This is a genomic window from Pseudomonas sp. B611 (assembly GCF_055407965.1).
Genome location: NZ_JBUZST010000006.1, coordinates 223,605 through 242,467, shown reverse-complemented (window position 1 = coordinate 242,467; position 18,863 = coordinate 223,605). Strand labels below are relative to the sequence as shown.

The window sequence follows — 18,863 nt, the reverse complement described above, 5'->3', positions numbered from 1 at the left end:
GGAATGCCTCTTATGACGCTCTGCGTCAGGCTTTGGGACGCGGAGCGTCCTGGGCTGCATTCCCACGCAGAGCGTGGGAACGATCATCCCACGCTCTGCGTGGGAACGATCATCAAGCCTCAGGCCAGAATGCCCGGATCCCAGCCACACCCTGAGCCCCTGCTTCCCAAGCCTGTTCCCGCTCGGCCGGCCCAACCCCACCCAGCAGAAACACCGGCTTGCTGAACCCACTGATCAACTGCGCCGCCTGCTCCCAGCCCAACGGCTGCGCGTCAGGATGAGTCTGCGTCGGCTGCACCGGCGACAGCGTGACAAAATCCACGTCCATCAATTCCGCCAGCGCCAGTTCTTCGGCATTGTGGCAAGACGCCGCCAACCAACGATCCTTGGGCAGCGGGCGGCCTTTGCTCGCGTACTTGCGCAGTTGCGCCGAGGTCATGTGCCAGCCGGCCGAAGGAAAATCCCCCAGCCATTCAAATGGCCCCTTGAGCATCAACTGCGCCTTGCCGGCACACAGTCCAACCGCGTCCACCGCCAGGTCACGGTACTTCGGGTCGTAACCGTTAGGCGCACGCAGTTGAACCAGCTTGATGCCGCCAGCAATGGCTTTCTGGATGCCACGCAACAGCGTCGGGGTTTCCAGCTCGCCTAGGGTGATCAGGTATTCGGCCGGCAAACGCGCCGCCGCCACAATCGGTGCATTGGCCGCCGGGAACTCGTAGTTGGGCAAGTCCCGAGGGGCGACCCATTCCAGCGGCTGCCCTTCGGCACCGTGAGGCTCACCGGTAAACGCCGATACTTCCCAGACATCCAGCAACACCTGTTTGTCCGGGTAGTCATGCTGCACCTTGATCAACGGCCGCGCCGTGGTGACCTGGATACCCAATTCTTCCTGCAACTCGCGGGACAGCGCGCTGGCGACCGATTCACCGGCCTCCACCTTGCCCCCGGGAAACTCCCAGAGGCCGCCCTGATGCTGGGTATCGGCGCGGCGCGCCAGCAGAATCCTGCCGTCGACACCGCGGATCACCGCTGCTGCTACATGCACTCGTTTCACCGCGTTTATCCTCTTGGCGATCAGGTACGGTATTCCGCGTTGATCTTCACGTACTCGTGGGACAGGTCGGTGGTCCAGATGGTTTCGCTGCACGCGCCGCGACCCAACTCGATGCGAATGGTGATTTCTTCCTGCTGCATCACCGCCGAGCCCTGAGCTTCGGTGTAGGTTTCGGCACGGGCGCCACGGCTGGCGATGCACACGTCACCGAGGAACACGTCGATCTTGCTCACGTCCAGGTCCGGCACGCCGGCACGGCCAACGGCGGCCAGGATGCGGCCCCAGTTCGGGTCGGAAGCAAACAGCGCGGTCTTGATCAGCGGCGAGTGGGCCACGGTGTAGCCCACATCCAGGCATTCCTGGTGATTGCCGCCGCCGTTGACTTCAACGGTGACAAACTTGGTGGCGCCTTCGCCGTCGCGCACGATGGCCTGGGCCACGTCCATGCACACTTCGAACACGGCCTGTTTCAATGCCACGAACAACGGGCCGCTGGCCTCGGTGATTTCCGGCAGGTTGGCCTGGCCGGTGGCGATCAGCATGCAGCAGTCGTTGGTCGAGGTGTCGCCATCGATGGTGATGCGGTTGAACGACTTGTTCGCGCCGTCGAGGATCAAGCTGTGCAACACCTCGCGGGAAACCTTGGCGTCGGTGGCGATGTAGCCGAGCATGGTGGCCATGTTCGGGCGGATCATGCCCGCGCCCTTGCTGATGCCGGTCACGGTAACGGTAACGCCATCGTGCACAAACTGGCGGCTCGCGCCTTTGGGCAGGGTGTCGGTGGTCATGATGCCGGTGGCAGCGGCGGCCCAGTTGTCTACCGACAGGTCATCCAGCGCGGCTTGCAGGGCGCCTTCGATCTTCTCGACGGGCAGCGGCTCGCCGATCACACCGGTGGAGTACGGCAGCACTTGGCTGGCATCGACGCCGGTCAACTCGGCCAGCTTGGCACAGGTACGCGCAGCCGCCACAAGGCCTGGCTCGCCGGTGCCGGCGTTGGCATTGCCGGTGTTGGTCAGCAGGTAGCGGATCGTGCCAGCCACGCGTTGCTTGGCCAGGATCACCGGCGCTGCGCAGAACGCGTTGAGGGTGAACACACCCGCGACCGTCGAACCTTCGGCACAGCGCATCACCACCACATCTTTACGCCCTGGACGCTTGATGCCGGCCGAAGCGATACCGAGTTCAAAACCGGCAACCGGGTGCAAAGTGGGCAAAGGACCAAGACCAACAGCCATGAATGCGCTCCTTAAAAATCAGATGATGTGTGTGCCGTCGTAAGCGACGGTGAAATTAATGGCAAAACGCCGCGACGGCAAAGGCCGGTCGCGGCGCGGGGTGTTGCAGTGTCAGGGCGAAATCTTATTCGATCTGGCCGTGGCAGTGTTTGAACTTCTTGCCCGAACCGCAGTAGCACAGTTCGTTACGGCCCAGCTTCTGGTCATTGCGCACTGGCGTCTGAGCCAAGGCCAAATCGACCTCTTCGCCCAATACTTCAGGGGCTTCCAGGCCCGGCGCTTCGTCGTGCTGAAACTGCATACGCGCAGCCAGTGCCTCGGCTTCCTGACGCAGGCGAGCCTCTTCCTCGATCGGGTCTTCGCGACGCACCTGAACGTGGGACAGCACGCGGATCGAATCGCGCTTGATCGAATCCAGCAGTTCGGAGAACAAGGTGAACGACTCGCGCTTGTACTCCTGCTTCGGGTTCTTCTGGGCGTAGCCACGCAGGTGGATGCCGTGACGCAGGTGGTCCATGGTCGACAGGTGGTCTTTCCACAGGTCGTCCAGCACGCGCAGTACGATTTGCTTCTCGAAGGTGCGCAGTGCTTCGGCACTCGCCTGCTCTTCTTTCTCGTTGTACGCGGCCAGCAGTTCGGCCATCAGTTTTTCGCGCAGGGTCTCTTCGTACAGGTGATCGTCTTCGTCCAGCCACTGCTGAACCGGCAAGTCCACACCGAAATCGCTCTTCAACGCGGCTTCCAGACCGGCGACATCCCACTGCTCAGGCAGGGATTGTGGCGGAATGTGTGCGCTGACGGTGGCGTTGAGTACGTCCTGACGGAAATCGGCAATGGTCTCGCCAATGTTGTCGGCGGCCAGCAACGTGTTACGCATGTGATAGATCACTTTACGCTGTTCGTTGTTGACGTCATCGAACTCCAGCAATTGCTTACGGATATCGAAGTTGCGGCCTTCAACCTTGCGCTGCGCCTTCTCGATGGCGTTGGTCACCATGCGGTGCTCGATCGCTTCACCGGACTGCATGCCCAGGGCCTTCATGAAGTTCTTCACGCGGTCCGAGGCGAAGATGCGCATCAGGCTGTCTTCCAGGGACAGGTAGAAGCGGCTGGAACCGGCGTCACCCTGGCGACCGGCACGACCACGCAGCTGGTTGTCGATACGGCGCGATTCGTGACGCTCGGAAGCGATCACCTGCAAACCACCGGATTCCAGCACGGCCTGGTGGCGCTTCTGCCAGTCAGCCTTGATCTGGGCGATCTGCTCAGGGCTCGGGTTTTCCAGCGCCGCGACTTCCACTTCCCAGTTGCCGCCCAACAGGATGTCGGTACCACGACCGGCCATGTTGGTGGCGATGGTCAGCGCGCCTGGGCGACCGGCCTGGGCGATGATCTCGGCTTCTTTTTCGTGGAACTTGGCGTTGAGGACCTTGTGCTCGATGCCTTCCTTGTTGAGCAGGTTCGATACGTGCTCGGAAGTTTCGATGGTGGCGGTACCCACCAGGATCGGACGACCCTGGGCCATGCCGTCCTTGATGTCATTGATGATGGCCGCGTATTTCTCTTCGGCCGTCAGGAACACCAGGTCGTTGAAGTCTTTACGGGCCAGCGGCTTGTTCGGTGGGATAACCATCACCGACAGACCGTAGATCTGGTGGAACTCGAACGCTTCGGTATCGGCCGTACCGGTCATGCCGGACAGCTTGTTGTACAGGCGGAAGTAGTTCTGGAAGGTGGTGGACGCCAACGTCTGGCTTTCAGCCTGGATGTTGAGGTGTTCCTTCGCTTCGATGGCCTGGTGCAGGCCTTCGGACAGACGACGACCGGGCATGGTACGGCCGGTGTGTTCGTCAACCAGTACGACCTGGCCATCCTGCACGATGTATTCAACGTTGCGGTGGAACAGCTTGTGAGCGCGCAGGCCAGCATACACGTGGGTCAGCAGGCCCAGGTTGTGCGCCGAGTACAGGCTTTCACCTTCGGCCAGTTCGCCGATCTGGGTCAGCATCTCTTCGACGAACTGGTGACCGGCTTCGTTGAGTTCGACCTGGCGGGTCTTCTCGTCGATGGAGAAGTGACCTTCTTTGGTCACCACGCCTTCCACTTCCTCGATGTGCTGCTCAAGGCGCGGGATCAACTTGTTGATCTCGGTGTACAGGCGCGAGCTGTCTTCGGCCTGGCCGGAGATGATCAGCGGGGTACGGGCTTCGTCGATGAGGATGGAGTCGACTTCGTCGATCACGGCAAAGTTGAGTTCGCGCTGGAATTTTTCATCCATGCTGAACGCCATGTTGTCGCGCAGGTAGTCGAAACCGAATTCGTTGTTGGTACCGTAGGTGATGTCGCAAGCGTAGGCAGCGCGCTTCTCTTCCGGCGGCTGGAACGGCAATACGACACCGACGGTCAGGCCGAGGAATTCATACAGCGGGCGCATCCAGTTGGCGTCCCGGCGGGCCAGGTAGTCGTTCACCGTCACAACGTGCACGCCCTTGCCGGACAGTGCGTTGAGGTAAACGCCCAGGGTTGCCACCAGGGTCTTGCCTTCACCGGTACGCATTTCGGCAATCATGCCTTCATGCAAGGTCATGCCGCCGATCAACTGGACGTCGAAGTGGCGCATGCCCATGACACGCTTACCGGCTTCACGGGCGACCGCAAAGGCTTCGGGAAGCAGCTTGTCGAGGGTTTCACCTTTGGCTATGCGGGCCTTGAACTCTTCGGTCTTGGCGCGCAATTGGTCGTCCGAAAGGGCAACCATCTGCTCTTCGAAGCCGTTGACCAGCTGCACCGTCTTGAGCATGCGTTTGACTTCGCGCTCATTCTTGCTTCCAAAAAGTTTCTTTAACAAAGGCGCAAACATATCGGCAGGTTCTTCCACACATAGGGATGGAGGGCGCACCGTGAGTGGCCCGAGCAGCCCTCACGGCCGCATGCGAACGCGCATTCTACCCGGATTCGTGGGTGAGGAAAGTGGCGTTATTCCCCGATGCCGGCATGGTGCTGTGAGAGGGCTTGTTTAAAATAAGGGCTTTTGCTGGAACTTCAACCCATGGAGCACAGAAGTTACCTATTGATTTCGCAGGTTTTGCCCCGCCGATGCGTTGCGTGGGGGCATTCAGGCGCTTTCTGCTAAGATGGCCGCTCTGTTACTTAAGGTGTCCAATAATGGCATTTCGCCCCCTTACAGCCCGCGCTCCCGGCGCGTTGCTTCGCGAAGCCAAGCCGTTGAAAGCCATCTTTGGCCATGCGCAACGCTTGGGCCATCTGCAACGCCTGCTCGAAACCCAACTGCAACCCGCCGCACGCGAACACTGCCACGTGGCGTCCTGGCGCGAGGGCAACCTGCTGCTAATTGTCACAGACGGCCATTGGGCGACCCGCTTGCGTTATCAACAAAAACGCCTGCAGCGGCAATTGATGGCCTTTGATGAGTTCGCCAGCCTGATGCGTATCCAGTTCAAGGTCCAGCCGCCCACCGTCCAGCAAGGCGCGGTGGGGCATACCATGGACTTATCGGAAAACGCGGCCGAAACCATTCAGGCAACGGCCGACGGGATCAGCGATCCAGGCCTGCGTGCAGCATTGGAACGGCTCGCCGCCCACGCCAAGCCGAAGGCCTGAGCCGCTACTTGCGCTTACTGCCACCGAGCAACGACCCCAACAAACCCCGCACCAACTGCCGCCCCATCTGATTGGCGGCTTGTTGCATCGCGGACTTCAGCGCCTTGCCTGCCGTGGTGCCCAGGAATGCGCCGGCCTTGTCGGTAAAGCTCGGTTCCTCAGCGGCCGGCTTGGCCTCTTCGGTCGGCCCCAACTCTTTACGCGCCATCAGCACTTCGTAGGCTGATTCGCGATCGATCGGCTTGTCGTAGCGCCCCGCAAGCGGCGAACCGGCGACCAGCGCCGCGCGCTCAGCCTCGCTCAACGGCCCGATCCGCGACTGCGGCGGTGCAACCAATACGCGCTGGACGACTTCCGGCGTGCCTTTTTCCTGCAGCGTCCCCACCAATGCCTCACCCGTGCCCAGCTCGGTCAGCACCGCCAAGGCGTCAAAGGCCGGGTTTGGCCGGAAACCATCCGCCACTGCCCGCAGGGACTTCTGCTCTTTGGTGGTGAACGCCCGCAGGCCATGCTGGATACGTAGGCCAAGCTGCGCCAGCACCGTGTCCGGCAGGTCCCCTGGAGATTGCGTGACGAAATACACGCCCACCCCTTTGGAGCGGATCAACCGCACCACCTGCTCCAGGCGCTCTTGCAACGCCTTGGGCGTATCGGCAAACAGCAGATGCGCCTCATCGAAAAACAGCGCCAGCAGCGGTTTGTCCGCGTCGCCGCGCTCCGGCAGTTGCTCGAACAACTCCGCCAACAGCCATAACAGGAAGGTCGCATAGACCTTCGGCGACTCGTGCACCAGGCGGCTGGCATCCAGCAGATGGATACGCCCCCGACCGTCGCTGGCCGGTTGCAGGATATCTTCGAGTTGCAGGGCCGGCTCGCCAAACAAGGCTTCGGCGCCCTGCTGCTCCAGCACCGCCAGGCGACGTAACAGGGCCTGGCTGGAGCCGGTGGTCATCAGCGCCGCATCGTCGCCCAGCAGTTCCGGGTGATAACGCAGGTGGTTGAGCAGTGCCTTCAGGTCCTTCAAGTCCAGCAGCAACAGGCCTTCGCGGTCGGCTACCTTGAAGGTCGCGTAGAGCGCGGACTGCTGGCTGTCGGTGAGTTCCAACAAGGCACCCAGCAGCAACGGGCCCATTTCGCTGATGGTGGTGCGCAATGGATGACCGGACTGCCCGTGGATATCCCACAACGTGACCGGGTAAGCCTTGGCCGTGTAATTAAGGAAGGGCATGCCGGCAATCCGCTCGGCCACCTTGCCTTGCGGGTTGGCTGCGGCGCCCAGGCCACAGAGGTCGCCCTTGATGTCGGCGGCAAATACCGCCACACCCGCGTCGCTGAACGCTTCCGCCAGGCGCTGCAAGGTCACGGTCTTGCCCGTGCCGGTGGCGCCGGCAATGAGCCCGTGGCGGTTGGCCAGGCGCATGGCCTGGGCGATGGGCTGGCCTTCAAGGTCTGCGCCGATCAGGAGTTGCTTGGAGTCGGACATTTTCTCACCCGTGGTTAAGCTTTAGTGCTGCAAGGTCGATATAGACAGATGTGAGACCCACAAAGTCTAAAAATAGGTCAGATCGTTCCCACAGGAGCCAGCGGAACTGTCACAAGCAATAACACACCTTTTTTGACGCTGCCATTCCGCGCATCCCATAAGGGCGCGCATCGGATATCAAGACCTTAGCGGACCCTACAAGCCATGAATAAAAATCTTCGCTTCAGCCACAAAATCCTGCTTGCAGCCTCCCTTATCGTCGTCGCCGCTTTTGCGCTGTTTACCCTCTACAACGATTACCTGCAACGCAACGCAATTCGCAACAACCTCAACAGTTACCTGCATGAAATGGGCGATGTCACCGCCGGCAACATTCAAACCTGGCTCAGCGGGCGCATTGCGCTGGTCGAGAACGCTGCGCAAAACATCGCCATCAACCCAGAACCCAACGTGGTCGCCAGCCTGCTGGACCAGAAAAGCCTGACTTCCTCGTTCATGGCAACCTACGTCGGCGACAGCACCGGGGCCTTCACCATTCGTCCCGACACCAAGATGCCGGACGGCTTCGACCCACGCACCCGCCCCTGGTACAAGGGCGCCCAGACCAGCAACGGTTCAACCCTGACCGAGCCCTACATCGACGCGGCGACGGGCCAGTTGATCATTTCCATCGCCACCCCCAGCACCAAGGCCGGCCAGGCCATCGGTGTGGTGGGCGGTGACCTGAGCCTGCAAACCCTGGTGGACAACATTGGCGCACTGAACCTGGGCGGTATGGGTTATGCGTTCCTGGTCAGCGCCGACGGCAAGGTTTTGGTACACCCGGACAAGAACCTGGTGATGAAGTCCCTGGCCGATGTCTATCCAGACAACACTCCGAAAATCAGCAGCGACTTCAGCGAAGTCCAGGCCAACGGCAAGGACAACATCATTACCTTCACGCCGATCAAAGGTTTGCCGTCGGTGAACTGGTACCTGGGCATTTCGGTGGATAAAGACAAAGCTTTCGCCATGCTCAGCGAATTCCGCGCCTCGGCGGTGATCGCGACGGTGATTGCCGTGGTGATCATCATCGCCCTGCTCGGCATGTTGATCCGCGTGCTGCTGCAACCGCTGCACCTGATGACCCGTGCCATGCAAGACATCGCCGATGGCGAGGGTGACCTGACCCGCCGCCTGACCATCCAGAACCACGACGAATTCGGCACCCTGGGCAACGCCTTCAACCGTTTCGTCGAGCGCATTCATACCTCGATCCGTGAAGTGTCCTCGGCCACCGGCCAGGTCAATGAAGTAGCCCTGCGCGTGGTCAGCGCCTCCAACTCGTCGATGCTCAACTCCGATGAACAAGCCAATCGCACCAACAGCGTCGCCGCTGCCATCAACCAATTGGGCGCCGCCGCCCAGGAAATCGCCCGCAACGCCGCACAAGCCTCCAGCCAGGCCAGCGATGCACGTAACCTGGCGGAAGACGGCCAGCAAGTGGTGGAACGCAATATCAAGGCGATGACTCAGCTATCGGCGATGATCAGCACTTCCAGCACCAATATCGAAGCACTTAACAGCAAAACGGTGAACATCGGGCAGATCCTCGAAGTGATCACCAGCATCTCCCAGCAAACCAACCTGCTGGCACTCAATGCCGCTATCGAAGCGGCCCGTGCCGGGGAAGCAGGACGTGGGTTTGCCGTGGTGGCCGACGAAGTGCGCAACCTGGCCCACCGCACCCAGGAGTCGGCGCAACAGGTGCAAACCATGATCGAAGAGCTGCAAGTCGGCGCGCGGGATTCGGTCAGCACCATGACTGAAAGCCAGCGCCACAGCCAAGACAGCGTGGAGATTGCCAACCTCGCCGGCGAACGCCTGAACAGCGTGACCCAGCGCATCGGCGAGATCGACGGCATGAACCAGTCGGTCGCCACCGCCACCGAGGAACAGACCTCTGTGGTGGAGTCGATCAACATGGACATCACCGAGATCAACACCCTCAACCAGGAAGGCGTGGAAAACCTGCAATCGACCTTGCGCGCCTGTGCCGACCTTGAGCAGCAGGCCGGGCGATTGAAGCAGTTGGTAGGCAGTTTCCGCATCTAACCCATCAGGGCATAGGTATCTACACAACTTTGAGCATTGCTGCTGGACCTGTGGCGAGGGAGCTTGCTCCCGTGACGGCCTGTCAGGCGGTTGAGTTTTGTTGCTTGCACATCGCTCTGAGGTGGGAGCTGGCTTGCCTGCGATGACTATGTGTATGGCGCCGGGGCTTTTGGATCGGAGTACATATCCATTGCTGCGGTCACGGCCACTGACGGTTCCGCTCTTACAGCGGCTCACTTTTGGAAGGACCCAAAAGTAAGCAAAAGGTCCTCGCCCCACCACTCGGCACCTCGCCTAGGCTCGGTGTGCCCTCTCTCCGGCTTGAATCCGTGGGCCGCCGTCATGGGCCATCCTTGGCCCAGGACGGCTAACCCGGCGTCCTGCCGGGTTACCCACGGATTCAAGCCTGCGTTCGGCCAGCGTGGTTAACGGGGCGCCTAAGATCAAAAGCTGAAAAGCCAAAGCCAAAGCTTCGGTTTTTATCAGGTCCAGTAGTTATGTAGATACCTGTGTTCATCAAGGGCAAGCCGTTACGCCTTGTCGTCTTCGGCCTTGCCCTGCTCACGTTCCCACAGCTCGGCAGCCCCCGGGAACTCGGTACCGTCTTCAGCGTCGAGGTCATCGGGGTCATACCGACTCAAACAACCCTCCCCCAACGTCGCCGGGGCTTTGGATGTGGCTTTGTCCAGCGGATCGCTCATGGTCCACTCCTTAACGGCAGGCAAAGAAAAAGGGCCTGGGACGATTTAACGCCCAGGCCCCTCATTCTTCAATAACAACACGCGGATCAGAATACGACCGTCTTGTTGCCGTGTACCAGTACGCGGTCTTCCAGGTGATAGCGCAGGCCACGGGCCAGCACCATCTTCTCGACGTCGCGACCGAAGCGCACCATGTCTTCAATGCTGTCGCTGTGGCTGACGCGGACCACGTCCTGCTCGATGATCGGGCCGGCGTCCAGCTCTTCGGTCACGTAGTGGCACGTCGCGCCAATCAGTTTCACGCCGCGCAGCGAAGCCTGGTGATAAGGCTTGGCGCCAACAAACGACGGCAGGAAGCTGTGGTGAATGTTGATCACCTTGCCCGCGTACTCACGGCACAGCTCCGGCGGCAGGATCTGCATGTAGCGCGCCAGCACCACGACGTCGGCTTCATGCTGCTTGACCAGGCGGGAAACCTCGGCAAAGGCCGGCTCCTTGTCCTGCGGGTTGACCGGCACGTGGTAATACGGGATGCCATGCCACTCGACCATACTGCGCAGGTCGTCGTGGTTGGAAATCACACAGGCGATCTCGCAGTCCAGCTCATCACTGTGCCAGCGGTGCAGCAAGTCAGCGAGGCAGTGGGATTCGCGACTGGCCATCAGCACCACGCGCTTCTTCTGCTCGGTGTCGGTGATGTGCCAGGTCATCGAGAACTCTTCGGCAATCGGCGCAAATGCGTCGCGGAAGGCATCAAGGCCAAAGGGCAGCGAATCGGCACGAATCTCGTGACGCATGAAAAACCAACCGCTGAGATTGTCCGAGTGATGGCTCGCCTCGGTGATCCAGCCGTTGTGGGAGGCCAGGAAATTACTGACTTTGGCAACGATACCAACCCGGTCCGGGCAAGCAATCACCAGCCGAAAAGTGCGCATTAGGGGGAAACTCCAGAACTTCGCAAAGGCCGCCATTCTAGCGACAACGCAGAAAAACTGCAGTATCCGTTGCGCCCATTCTGAGCGCTCGCCCCGAACACATCCCTTAACAGCGTAAGGTTTTACCACCGTTATATGAACACCTAACTGCAAGATTGAGCAGTTAAGCCTTTTAAGGAGATTATCTTTGCGGCCTACGCCCTATTAATTAATTCGAACGCAGGGCACTGCCACAAACATTCAACGTAATTCACATAAATACACCCTTAAATGTTTACTTGAGGATTTGGCCTGACTATTATTGGTCCACGTCCTGTCAATCAGCGCTCTACATAAGGTAGTCCACATGTCCCTGATCAACGAATACCGCGCCACCGAAGAAGCTATCAAAGAGCTACAAGCCCGTTTGAAGAATCTGTCCCAAGACGACAAGCTGCAAACTGAGCTGGAATTCGAAGGCAAACTGCGCACCCTGATGGGTGAATACTCCAAGTCCCTGCGTGACATCATCGCGCTGCTGGACCCAGAGTCGAAAGTTAAGGCACCACGTGGCGCAGTGAAAACTACCGGCACCAAGCGTGCGCGCAAGGTCAAGCAATACAAGAACCCGCACAACGGCGAAGTGATTGAAACCAAAGGTGGCAACCACAAAACGCTGAAAGAGTGGAAAGCCAAGTGGGGCGGTGACGTAGTTGAAGGCTGGGCTACCCTGTTGGGCTAAGCCTCATCGGGCCAAGGCCTGATGCGCAACACATTGAAAACGCCAGCTCGCTGGCGTTTTTTATTGCCGATTTTTTAATAACCCGATTACAAATTGAAGCGTGCCGCTAAAGAATCGGCATAATGCTGCCACTGATCCAACACCTGAAGCTGATACGGCGTAGCACTTACCGCCAACTCCAGGCGCGCCTGGTTAAATGCCTCAAGGGTAATCGGTGCCCCCCACTCGGCATCCGTCAGACGCTGCGCACAGAACAGTTTCCAGCGTTGTTGTTCCTCGCTGTTCAAGGTCTCTGGAAAGTTACGCGCACGGTAGCGAAATAATAATTCGGGCAGCCGATGATCATCGAAAGGCCACGGCTGGCTCGCTAATTGTGCCGGCTCGGCGTTGCGCACTTGCTCGCATAAGCGACGATCACGATCACCAATAAAACCATCATAAAGCTGCTGCTCCGGGTCATGGGTCGGCGCAAAATCTTCCTCGGCATAAATCGCCGCCAACTTGTCGCGCCAAACTTCCTGTGCGTCAGTTAGCCGCAGCGCACGCGCCTGATAACTGTCCATATCCAATTGCAAACGCTCGCGATCTTGCGCCCGCAGCACACTCAATGGCGCCACCACCGGGCAGCGATTGATGTGCAGCAACTTGAGGGGCACCGGCAACTCACCCTCCGCCAACTCATCACGCCGCGTGTAAAGGCGCTGGCGTAACGTCTCGGCGTCAAGGTCCAGCAACCCTTGCGGGTCGAGGCCCAGGTCGCACACGATCAATGCATTGCGATTGCGTGGGTGCCACGCCAACGGCAGTACCACGCCCAGGTAATGGCGTTCAGCAGAAAAGCGCCCGGAAATATGCACCATCGGTTGCAGCAGCCGTACCTGGTCCATTACACGCTGCTTGCTGCGCAGCTCGAACAGCCAGTCGTACAGCTTGGGCTGTTTTTCCCGTACCAGCCGCGCCAACGCGATGGTGGCGCGCACGTCGGACAAGGCATCGTGGGCCTGGCCGTGGTCAATGCCGTTGGCCGCGGTCAGGCGTTCAAGCTTGAGCGTGACGCGCCCGTCCTGTTGCGGCCACTCGATACCTTCCGGGCGCAAGGCGTAGGCAGTGCGCACCACATCGATCAAATCCCAGCGGCTGTTACCCCCTTGCCACTCACGCGCATAAGGGTCGAAAAAGTTGCGATACAGGCTGTAGCGCGTCATTTCATCGTCAAACCGCAGGGTGTTGTAACCCGCTCCGCAGGTACCAGGGGCTGCCAGCTCCGCGTGTACCCGGGTCATGAAATCAGCTTCGGCCAAGCCCTTTTGCGCGAGGATGTCCGGGGTGATGCCTGTGATCGCACAAGCGGCAGGATGGGGCAGGATATCGTCGCTGGGTTGGCAGTACAGGTTGACCGGCGGCCCGACTTCGTTCAGCTCGAGGTCGGTGCGGATACCGGCGACCTGAAGCGGACGATCGCTGCGCGGGTTGATGCCGGTGGTTTCATAGTCGTACCAGAAAATGGAGGTCACGGGCTGTTCCTGTGCTGATGATGCGCAAAGTCTAGGCGCTGCAAGGCGCTCGAAGCCAGCGCGATCTCGCCTGTACAAACATCCAGCAAAAGCTTGAGTGGTTGCTTCCGGCGCCGACACTGCTAGCATCCGTGTCTGCCAGCCACACTGCACTGCCAAGGATCGCGATGCCATCAGCCCCATTGGACACCCGTTACCAGATCGAGACCCCGGAGGGCATCGACCTGCCGCTGCGCCCCGCAGGCCTTGCGCCGCGTGCATTGGCCTTTGCGTTCGACCTGGGCTTGCGCGGGCTGATCATGGGAATCCTCATCGTCCCCCTGGCGTTGCTCGGCAACCTCGGGATCGGCATCGGTTCGCTGCTGCTGTTTCTGGTCAGTTGGTGGTATATGGTGCTGTTCGAAGTGCTCAACCAGGGCTGCTCGCCGGGTAAGCAGGTGATGGGCTTGCGTGTTGTTCAGGACGACGGCACGCCCATCAGTTGGTCAGCCTCGTTGATTCGCAACCTGCTGCGTTTTATCGACATGCTGCCTTTCGGTTATTTTCTCGGGGCAATCAGCTGCCTGCAGCACCCGCACTTCAAACGGCTCGGCGACTTGGCCGCCGGCACCCTGGTGATCTACCACGAACGCCCCCTGCCACGCCCCAAAGTGCCCCAGGCCGCCGCCCTGCGGCTACCCTTTGCCCTGGACCTCAACGAGCAACGCGCCATTCTCGGCTTTGCCGAACGCCAGGGTGAACTGTCCGCCGAGCGGGTTCACGAACTGGCTTCGATCCTCGCGACGCCCTTGCAAGTGTCTCCGGCCCGGGCCGTCGAGCAACTCAACGGCGTGGCCCGTGGCCTGTTGGGGCCGACATGAAACAGAGCCTCTTCGAACACCGTCACCAGCCCCAATGGCAGGCCTTCACGGCACAGCTGGAACAGTTGGAGCAAGGCAAGGCCAAGGCCAGTGACCTGGCCGGCTTCCCTCATCAGTATCGACGACTGTGCCAACACCTCGCCCTGGCGCAGGAGCGCGGCTACAGCAGCTACCTGGTGGACCCACTGCAGCAACTGGCCCTGCGTGGCCATCAACAGTTGTATCGCCATCGCAGCCAATTGGGGGCGAAGGTACTGAGCTTCGTACTCGCGGACTTCCCGCGCCTGGTACGCGCCCAGTGGCGCTTTGTGTTGGCCGCCAGCCTGCTGTTCTTCGGCAGCCTGGTGGGCGTAGCAGTGCTGGTGTTCCTGTTTCCCGACCTGATCTACAGCATCGTCAGCCCCCAGCAGGTGGCCGAGATGCAAAGCATGTATGACCCCGCTGCCAGCCGTCTCGGGCGGGCCGCCGAGCGCGCGTCCAGTGAAGACTGGATGATGTTTGGCTACTACGTGATGCACAACATCGGTATCGCCTTCCAGACCTTTGCCGCTGGCTTGCTCCTCGGTTTGGGCAGCGTGTTCTTCTTGATTTTCAACGGCCTGATCATCGGCGCGATCTCCGGGCACCTCACCGAAATCGGCTACGGCCAGACGTTCTGGTCATTCGTGATCGGCCATGGTGCCTTTGAACTCAGCGCTATCGCCCTGGCCGGCGCGGCAGGCCTGCAGTTGGGCTGGGCGTTGATCGCCCCCGGACAACTGACCCGTGGTGAATCCCTGAGGCTGGCGGCCCATCAAAGCGTGCAGATACTCTGCGGCGTGATGGCGTTCCTCCTGATCGCAGCGTTTATCGAAGCCTACTGGTCCTCCACCACCAACATTGCACCGTGGCTCAAATACCTCGTGGGTGCCCTACTCTGGTTGCTAGTGGCCACTTACCTGATCTTTGCCGGACGGATTCGCCATGCGCCTGAGTAATGCAAGCGTGGTCATTCGCCCTCGCACATCCTGGGAGGCCATGGACCTTGGGGTGCTCATGGCGCAGGAACATCGCTGGCTGCTGATGGGCAGTTGGGCGTTGGTCACATTGCCGATTTTCGCGTTGCTGACAGCACTGCTGTGGAAGTACCCCTCCATGGTCATGTTCCTGTTCTGGTGGTTGAAGCCGGCCTTTGATCGTCTACCGCTGTATATCCTGTCCAAAACCCTGTTCGCAGAAACGCCCAGTATTTGCCAAGCCGTGCGCCAATGGCCGCGCCTGCTCAAAGGCCAACTGCTGGTCAGCCTGACCTGGCGGCGATTCAGCCTGAGCCGCAGCTTCGCAATGCCCGTCAGCCAACTCGAAGGCCTGGATGGCAAGGAACGCCAGCGTCGTCTAGGCGTATTGCAACAACGCAACGCCGGGGCCGGGCGCTGGTTGACCATTATCGGGATGCACCTGGAGATAGGCCTGTGGCTGGGGTGCATGGCCCTGTTCTATCTGTTCATCCCCCAACAGCTGGAGCTGGATTGGGACTGGCGACGGCTGGCATTGGCCACCGGGTCAGAGGCGCTCTGGCTGGAACACTTGGGCAATGGGCTCTACGCCCTGATCCTGGTGTTCTGGGAACCCATTTACGTGGCGTGCGGCTTCAGCCTTTACCTCAATCGCCGCACCGTGCTGGAAGCCTGGGACCTGGAGCTGGTGTTCCGCCGCCTGCGTCAACGCCTGAGCAGCGCGGTGCCACTTGCACTGCTGGTATTCGTGCTGATCTGCGCCCCTTCCAGCCGCCCGGCGATGGCCGATGAGGCGTCCGCGACCAATCAAGTAAGCACCCAGGCAGCCAGCCAATCGATCAAGGCATTGCTGGATAAACCACCGTTCAAAAATCCGGAAACTGTCACGTGTTATCGCTTCGGCGAAGAAAAGCCCGCCGCTGAAAACAAACCCCGCGGCAACGGCAAGCTGCCGGCCTGGCTGCAAGCATTGCTGGACAACCTCAACAGCAACGCCTTCAAACACATTGCCCAGGGCATGGAAGTATTGCTTTGGAGCCTGTTGGCAGGCGGCATTGCCCTGTTGGTCTGGCGCTATCGCGACTGGCTGCACACCTTTGTCACCCAGCGCCGGCCACGCCAAGCCAAACCCGGCAAGCCCCTGCCCACCCAACTATTCGGCCTGGAGCTGGGCGTTGAAACCCTACCCGACGATATCGCCAGCACCGCTGAGCAACTTTGGCCCACACAGCCACGGGAAGCCCTCGGCCTGCTCTATCGCGGCCTGCTCAGCAGGCTGTTGCACGACTTCAACCTGCCACTTAAAGGCGCGGACACCGAAGGCCAGGTCCTGGAACGCATTCAAAAGCTGGAACAACCACAGCTGATGGCATTCAGTGACGAGCTGACACGACACTGGCAAAACCTCGCATATGGCCATCGCCTTCCCCCGGTCCAGGCTCAACAGCAACTGTGCAGTGATTGGCGCGCCCTATTCAATTCGGGAGCGTCCCAATGAACCGGCCATTCTTGTGGGTGGGCTTGCTGCTCGTGGGCTTGCTGGGGGTGGGAGGTTATTACCTCTGGGGCAAAGCGATCCCCTACGACGAAGTCATCGACCACGGCCCTTCCCCAGAAGCCAGGGCCAACCCTTACCTGGCGGCAGAACACTTCCTGCGCCAGCACGGCCTGAGTGTCCAACACGCCAACGGCCTGGAGCGCCTGGCGACCCTTCCCGCCACGGGCAACAGCCTGTTGTTACTGGGGGATCGCAGCAACATGTCGCCTCGCCAGGTCGAACAACTCCTGGCATGGGCCAAGGCTGGTGGCCATCTACTGTTGGTGGCCGAAGCACTGTGGGACGAAGAAAGCGGCAAAAGCGACGATTTGCTGCTTGATCGCCTACACCTCCAGCAAACATTGAGTGACGAACCTGAAGAGCCCGCCCAGGCCCGCAAAAAGCGGGCTCCCGACCTGACAAAGCTCTATGTCGACAACGAAACCGCCCCGGCCTACTTCAGCTTCGACACTGACTTCAACCTCATCGACCCCAAGCACCTGGCGCAGTTTTCCGCCAACAGCGCGAAGTCCAGCCACCTGATGCAACTCAAGCTCGGGCAAGGCAATGTGACGGTGATCACCGACAGCGACCTGTGGAAGTACCCGGCAATTGGCAAGCACGACAACGCCTGGCTGTTGTGGTACCTCAACCAAGGCAGCGATGTGACCTTGCTGTTCAACAGCGACGTGGATGATCTCTTCACCTTGTTGCTGCGCTACTTCCCCCAAGCCCTGGTGGCGCTCGCCGCACTGCTCGCCCTGGCGCTTTGGCACGCCGGCATGCGGCAAGGCCCGATGCGCGCCCCCGCGCCCAAGGCGCGCCGGCAATTGCTGGAACACTTGCAGGCCAGTGCCGATTTCCTGCTGCGCCGCAGTGGCCAGGGTGTCTTGTTGCACGCCTTGCAGCGCGACATCCTGCGCGCCGCAAGGCGTCGCCACCCAGGCTTTGAACACCTCGACACGGCTGAACAGCAGCAAGCCCTTGAACAGCTGACCCGCCAACCCTCTCACGTCATCAGTCAGGCCCTCGGCCCACTTCCGGCAAAACGGCTTTCCAGTGCCGACTTCAGCCGCCAGGTGGCAAGCCTGCAAACTCTCAGGAACGCCCTATGAGCGAATATTCCCCGGCACCAGCTCCGACGACCGAAGCCCTGCACCTGGCCAGCCAGCAGGCACAGGCCCTGCGTGTTGAACTGCGCAAGGCGGTGATTGGCCAGGATCAAGTGATCGATGACGTGCTCACGGCACTGATCGCCGGCGGCCACGTATTGCTGGAAGGCGTGCCCGGCCTGGGCAAGACCTTGCTGGTACGGGCCCTGGCGCGGTGTTTTGGCGGCGACTTCGCGCGCATCCAGTTCACCCCGGACTTGATGCCCAGCGATGTCACCGGTCACGCCGTCTACGACCTGCACACCGAGCAGTTCAAGCTGCGCAAAGGGCCGCTGTTTACCCATTTGCTGCTGGCTGACGAAATCAACCGCGCCCCAGCCAAGACCCAAGCTGCCTTGCTCGAAGCCATGCAGGAGCGCCAGGTCACGCTTGAAGGGGAAGCGTTGCCCATTGGTCAACCGTTCATGGTGCTGGCAACCCAGAACCCGATCGAACAGGAAGGCACCTACCCGTTGCCCGAGGCCGAATTGGACCGCTTCATGCTGAAGGTGCGCATGGACTACCCCGATGCCCAGCAGGAGCTGGACATGGTGCGTGAGGTCACGCGCTCATCCCGCGCCGACATGCTCGACGTACAGCCCCTGCGCACCGTGCTGCACGCCGAAGATGTGCTGCAGCTCCAGCAGATCGCCAGTGAGCTCGCCCTCGACGAGCAAGTCCTGGACTATGCCGTGCGCCTGGCACGCGCCACCCGCAGCTGGCCCGGCTTGACCATCGGCGCAGGCCCCCGTGCGTCTATCGCCCTGGTGCGCGGTGCCCGGGCCAGGGCGCTGTTGCGCGGCGGCGAGTTCGTCACCCCGGATGACATCAAGAGTTGCGCCTTGGCCGTATTGCGCCACCGGGTGCGTATCGCCCCGGAACTGGACATCGACGGATTGGACGTGGACCAGGTGCTCAAGCAAATGCTCGACCAGATCCCGGCCCCTCGGCAGTGA

At 60.6% G+C, this 18,863-nt stretch carries 15 protein-coding genes and 1 pseudogene; 9 read left to right on the top strand and 7 right to left on the bottom strand.

The features are described 5' to 3' along the window. Positions 1-112: 112 nt before the first annotated feature. From ACZRMO_RS15915 to secA, 3 genes are all read right to left on the bottom strand, one after another. Positions 113-1,057, bottom strand: a complete 945-nt coding sequence (locus ACZRMO_RS15915) for a Nudix family hydrolase (protein ID WP_463973428.1) — start codon at positions 1,055-1,057, stop codon at positions 113-115. 20 nt (positions 1,058-1,077) lie between these two features. Then, positions 1,078-2,295 (bottom strand): bifunctional glutamate N-acetyltransferase/amino-acid acetyltransferase ArgJ, encoded by a 1,218-nt coding sequence (argJ, locus tag ACZRMO_RS15910; protein ID WP_463973427.1) that lies wholly within the window; start codon positions 2,293-2,295, stop codon positions 1,078-1,080. Positions 2,296-2,419: 124 nt separating this feature from the next. Continuing rightward, positions 2,420-5,155 (bottom strand): preprotein translocase subunit SecA, encoded by a 2,736-nt coding sequence (gene secA / locus ACZRMO_RS15905; protein ID WP_463973426.1) that lies wholly within the window; start codon positions 5,153-5,155, stop codon positions 2,420-2,422. 305 nt (positions 5,156-5,460) lie between these two features. Here secA and ACZRMO_RS15900 point away from each other — a divergent pair, with 305 nt between their 5' ends. After that, on the top strand, positions 5,461-5,916 hold the full coding sequence (locus ACZRMO_RS15900; protein WP_463973425.1) for a DUF721 domain-containing protein: 456 nt from the start codon (positions 5,461-5,463) through the stop codon (positions 5,914-5,916). A 4-nt stretch (positions 5,917-5,920) separates the two neighbouring features. Here ACZRMO_RS15900 and ACZRMO_RS15895 read toward each other — a convergent pair whose 3' ends face one another. Continuing rightward, positions 5,921-7,399 carry a helicase HerA-like domain-containing protein gene (locus tag ACZRMO_RS15895; protein WP_463973424.1) on the bottom strand — a complete coding sequence of 493 codons (1,479 nt, stop codon included), beginning with the start codon at positions 7,397-7,399 and terminating at the stop codon, positions 5,921-5,923. A 204-nt stretch (positions 7,400-7,603) separates the two neighbouring features. On the opposite strand from ACZRMO_RS15895, the pseudogene ACZRMO_RS15890 reads away from it, so the two are divergent. Together ACZRMO_RS15890 and ACZRMO_RS15885 are read left to right on the top strand one after the other, a co-directional pair. Next, positions 7,604-8,635, top strand: a pseudogene (locus ACZRMO_RS15890) (cache domain-containing protein); the annotation flags it as partial. Between the two features lie 93 nt (positions 8,636-8,728). Further along, a complete protein-coding gene (locus ACZRMO_RS15885) occupies positions 8,729-9,493 on the top strand; it encodes a methyl-accepting chemotaxis protein (protein WP_463973540.1) in 765 nt (254 codons plus the stop codon). Between the two features lie 530 nt (positions 9,494-10,023). Here ACZRMO_RS15885 and ACZRMO_RS15880 read toward each other — a convergent pair. Both ACZRMO_RS15880 and purU read right to left on the bottom strand, forming a co-directional pair. Next, positions 10,024-10,194 carry a hypothetical protein gene (locus tag ACZRMO_RS15880; RefSeq protein WP_305431177.1) on the bottom strand — a complete coding sequence of 57 codons (171 nt, stop codon included), beginning with the start codon at positions 10,192-10,194 and terminating at the stop codon, positions 10,024-10,026. An 86-nt stretch (positions 10,195-10,280) separates the two neighbouring features. Then, positions 10,281-11,129 (bottom strand): formyltetrahydrofolate deformylase, encoded by an 849-nt coding sequence (gene purU / locus ACZRMO_RS15875; protein WP_010208067.1) that lies wholly within the window; start codon positions 11,127-11,129, stop codon positions 10,281-10,283. A 346-nt stretch (positions 11,130-11,475) separates the two neighbouring features. Between purU and mvaT the strand changes: the two genes are divergently transcribed. Continuing rightward, positions 11,476-11,850 carry a histone-like nucleoid-structuring protein MvaT gene (gene mvaT, locus ACZRMO_RS15870; protein ID WP_005790963.1) on the top strand — a complete coding sequence of 125 codons (375 nt, stop codon included), beginning with the start codon at positions 11,476-11,478 and terminating at the stop codon, positions 11,848-11,850. An 86-nt stretch (positions 11,851-11,936) separates the two neighbouring features. On the opposite strand, the gene sbcB is transcribed toward mvaT, so the two are convergent. Continuing rightward, a complete protein-coding gene (sbcB, locus tag ACZRMO_RS15865) occupies positions 11,937-13,364 on the bottom strand; it encodes an exodeoxyribonuclease I (RefSeq protein WP_463973423.1) in 1,428 nt (475 codons plus the stop codon). Positions 13,365-13,531: 167 nt separating this feature from the next. On the opposite strand from sbcB, the gene ACZRMO_RS15860 reads away from it, so the two are divergent. The 5 genes from ACZRMO_RS15860 to ACZRMO_RS15840 are packed head-to-tail and all read left to right on the top strand — an operon-like array spanning position 13,532 to position 18,863. Then, positions 13,532-14,224 carry an RDD family protein gene (locus tag ACZRMO_RS15860; RefSeq protein ID WP_463973422.1) on the top strand — a complete coding sequence of 231 codons (693 nt, stop codon included), beginning with the start codon at positions 13,532-13,534 and terminating at the stop codon, positions 14,222-14,224. Continuing rightward, a complete protein-coding gene (locus tag ACZRMO_RS15855) occupies positions 14,221-15,201 on the top strand; it encodes a stage II sporulation protein M (RefSeq protein ID WP_463973421.1) in 981 nt (326 codons plus the stop codon). Before ACZRMO_RS15860 ends, ACZRMO_RS15855 begins: the two co-directional genes overlap by 4 nt. Next, on the top strand, positions 15,188-16,717 hold the full coding sequence (locus ACZRMO_RS15850; RefSeq protein WP_463973420.1) for a DUF4129 domain-containing protein: 1,530 nt from the start codon (positions 15,188-15,190) through the stop codon (positions 16,715-16,717). The genes ACZRMO_RS15855 and ACZRMO_RS15850 overlap by 14 nt, the downstream gene beginning before the upstream one ends. Continuing rightward, positions 16,714-17,871 (top strand): DUF4350 domain-containing protein, encoded by a 1,158-nt coding sequence (locus ACZRMO_RS15845; protein WP_463973419.1) that lies wholly within the window; start codon positions 16,714-16,716, stop codon positions 17,869-17,871. The genes ACZRMO_RS15850 and ACZRMO_RS15845 overlap by 4 nt, the downstream gene beginning before the upstream one ends. Next, positions 17,868-18,863, top strand: coding sequence for an AAA family ATPase (locus ACZRMO_RS15840; RefSeq protein ID WP_124524966.1), 996 nt, complete (start codon positions 17,868-17,870; stop codon positions 18,861-18,863). The genes ACZRMO_RS15845 and ACZRMO_RS15840 overlap by 4 nt, the downstream gene beginning before the upstream one ends.

Bases quoted from the DNA above. Each gene is read 5' to 3' on its own strand.
- argJ (WP_463973427.1), bottom strand. From the start codon at position 2,295: ATGGCTGTTGGTCTTGGTCCTTTGCCCACTTTGCACCCGGTTGCCGGT.
- secA (WP_463973426.1), bottom strand. From the start codon at position 5,155: ATGTTTGCGCCTTTGTTAAAGAAACTTTTTGGAAGCAAGAATGAGCGC.
- ACZRMO_RS15840 (WP_124524966.1), top strand. From the start codon at position 17,868: ATGAGCGAATATTCCCCGGCACCAGCTCCGACGACCGAAGCCCTGCAC.
- ACZRMO_RS15900 (WP_463973425.1), top strand. From the start codon at position 5,461: ATGGCATTTCGCCCCCTTACAGCCCGCGCTCCCGGCGCGTTGCTTCGC.
- purU (WP_010208067.1), bottom strand. From the start codon at position 11,129: ATGCGCACTTTTCGGCTGGTGATTGCTTGCCCGGACCGGGTTGGTATC.
- ACZRMO_RS15860 (WP_463973422.1), top strand. From the start codon at position 13,532: ATGCCATCAGCCCCATTGGACACCCGTTACCAGATCGAGACCCCGGAG.
- mvaT (WP_005790963.1), top strand. From the start codon at position 11,476: ATGTCCCTGATCAACGAATACCGCGCCACCGAAGAAGCTATCAAAGAG.
- ACZRMO_RS15855 (WP_463973421.1), top strand. From the start codon at position 14,221: ATGAAACAGAGCCTCTTCGAACACCGTCACCAGCCCCAATGGCAGGCC.
- ACZRMO_RS15880 (WP_305431177.1), bottom strand. From the start codon at position 10,194: ATGAGCGATCCGCTGGACAAAGCCACATCCAAAGCCCCGGCGACGTTG.
- ACZRMO_RS15895 (WP_463973424.1), bottom strand. From the start codon at position 7,399: ATGTCCGACTCCAAGCAACTCCTGATCGGCGCAGACCTTGAAGGCCAG.
- ACZRMO_RS15885 (WP_463973540.1), top strand. From the start codon at position 8,729: ATGCTCAACTCCGATGAACAAGCCAATCGCACCAACAGCGTCGCCGCT.
- ACZRMO_RS15850 (WP_463973420.1), top strand. From the start codon at position 15,188: ATGCGCCTGAGTAATGCAAGCGTGGTCATTCGCCCTCGCACATCCTGG.
- ACZRMO_RS15845 (WP_463973419.1), top strand. From the start codon at position 16,714: ATGAACCGGCCATTCTTGTGGGTGGGCTTGCTGCTCGTGGGCTTGCTG.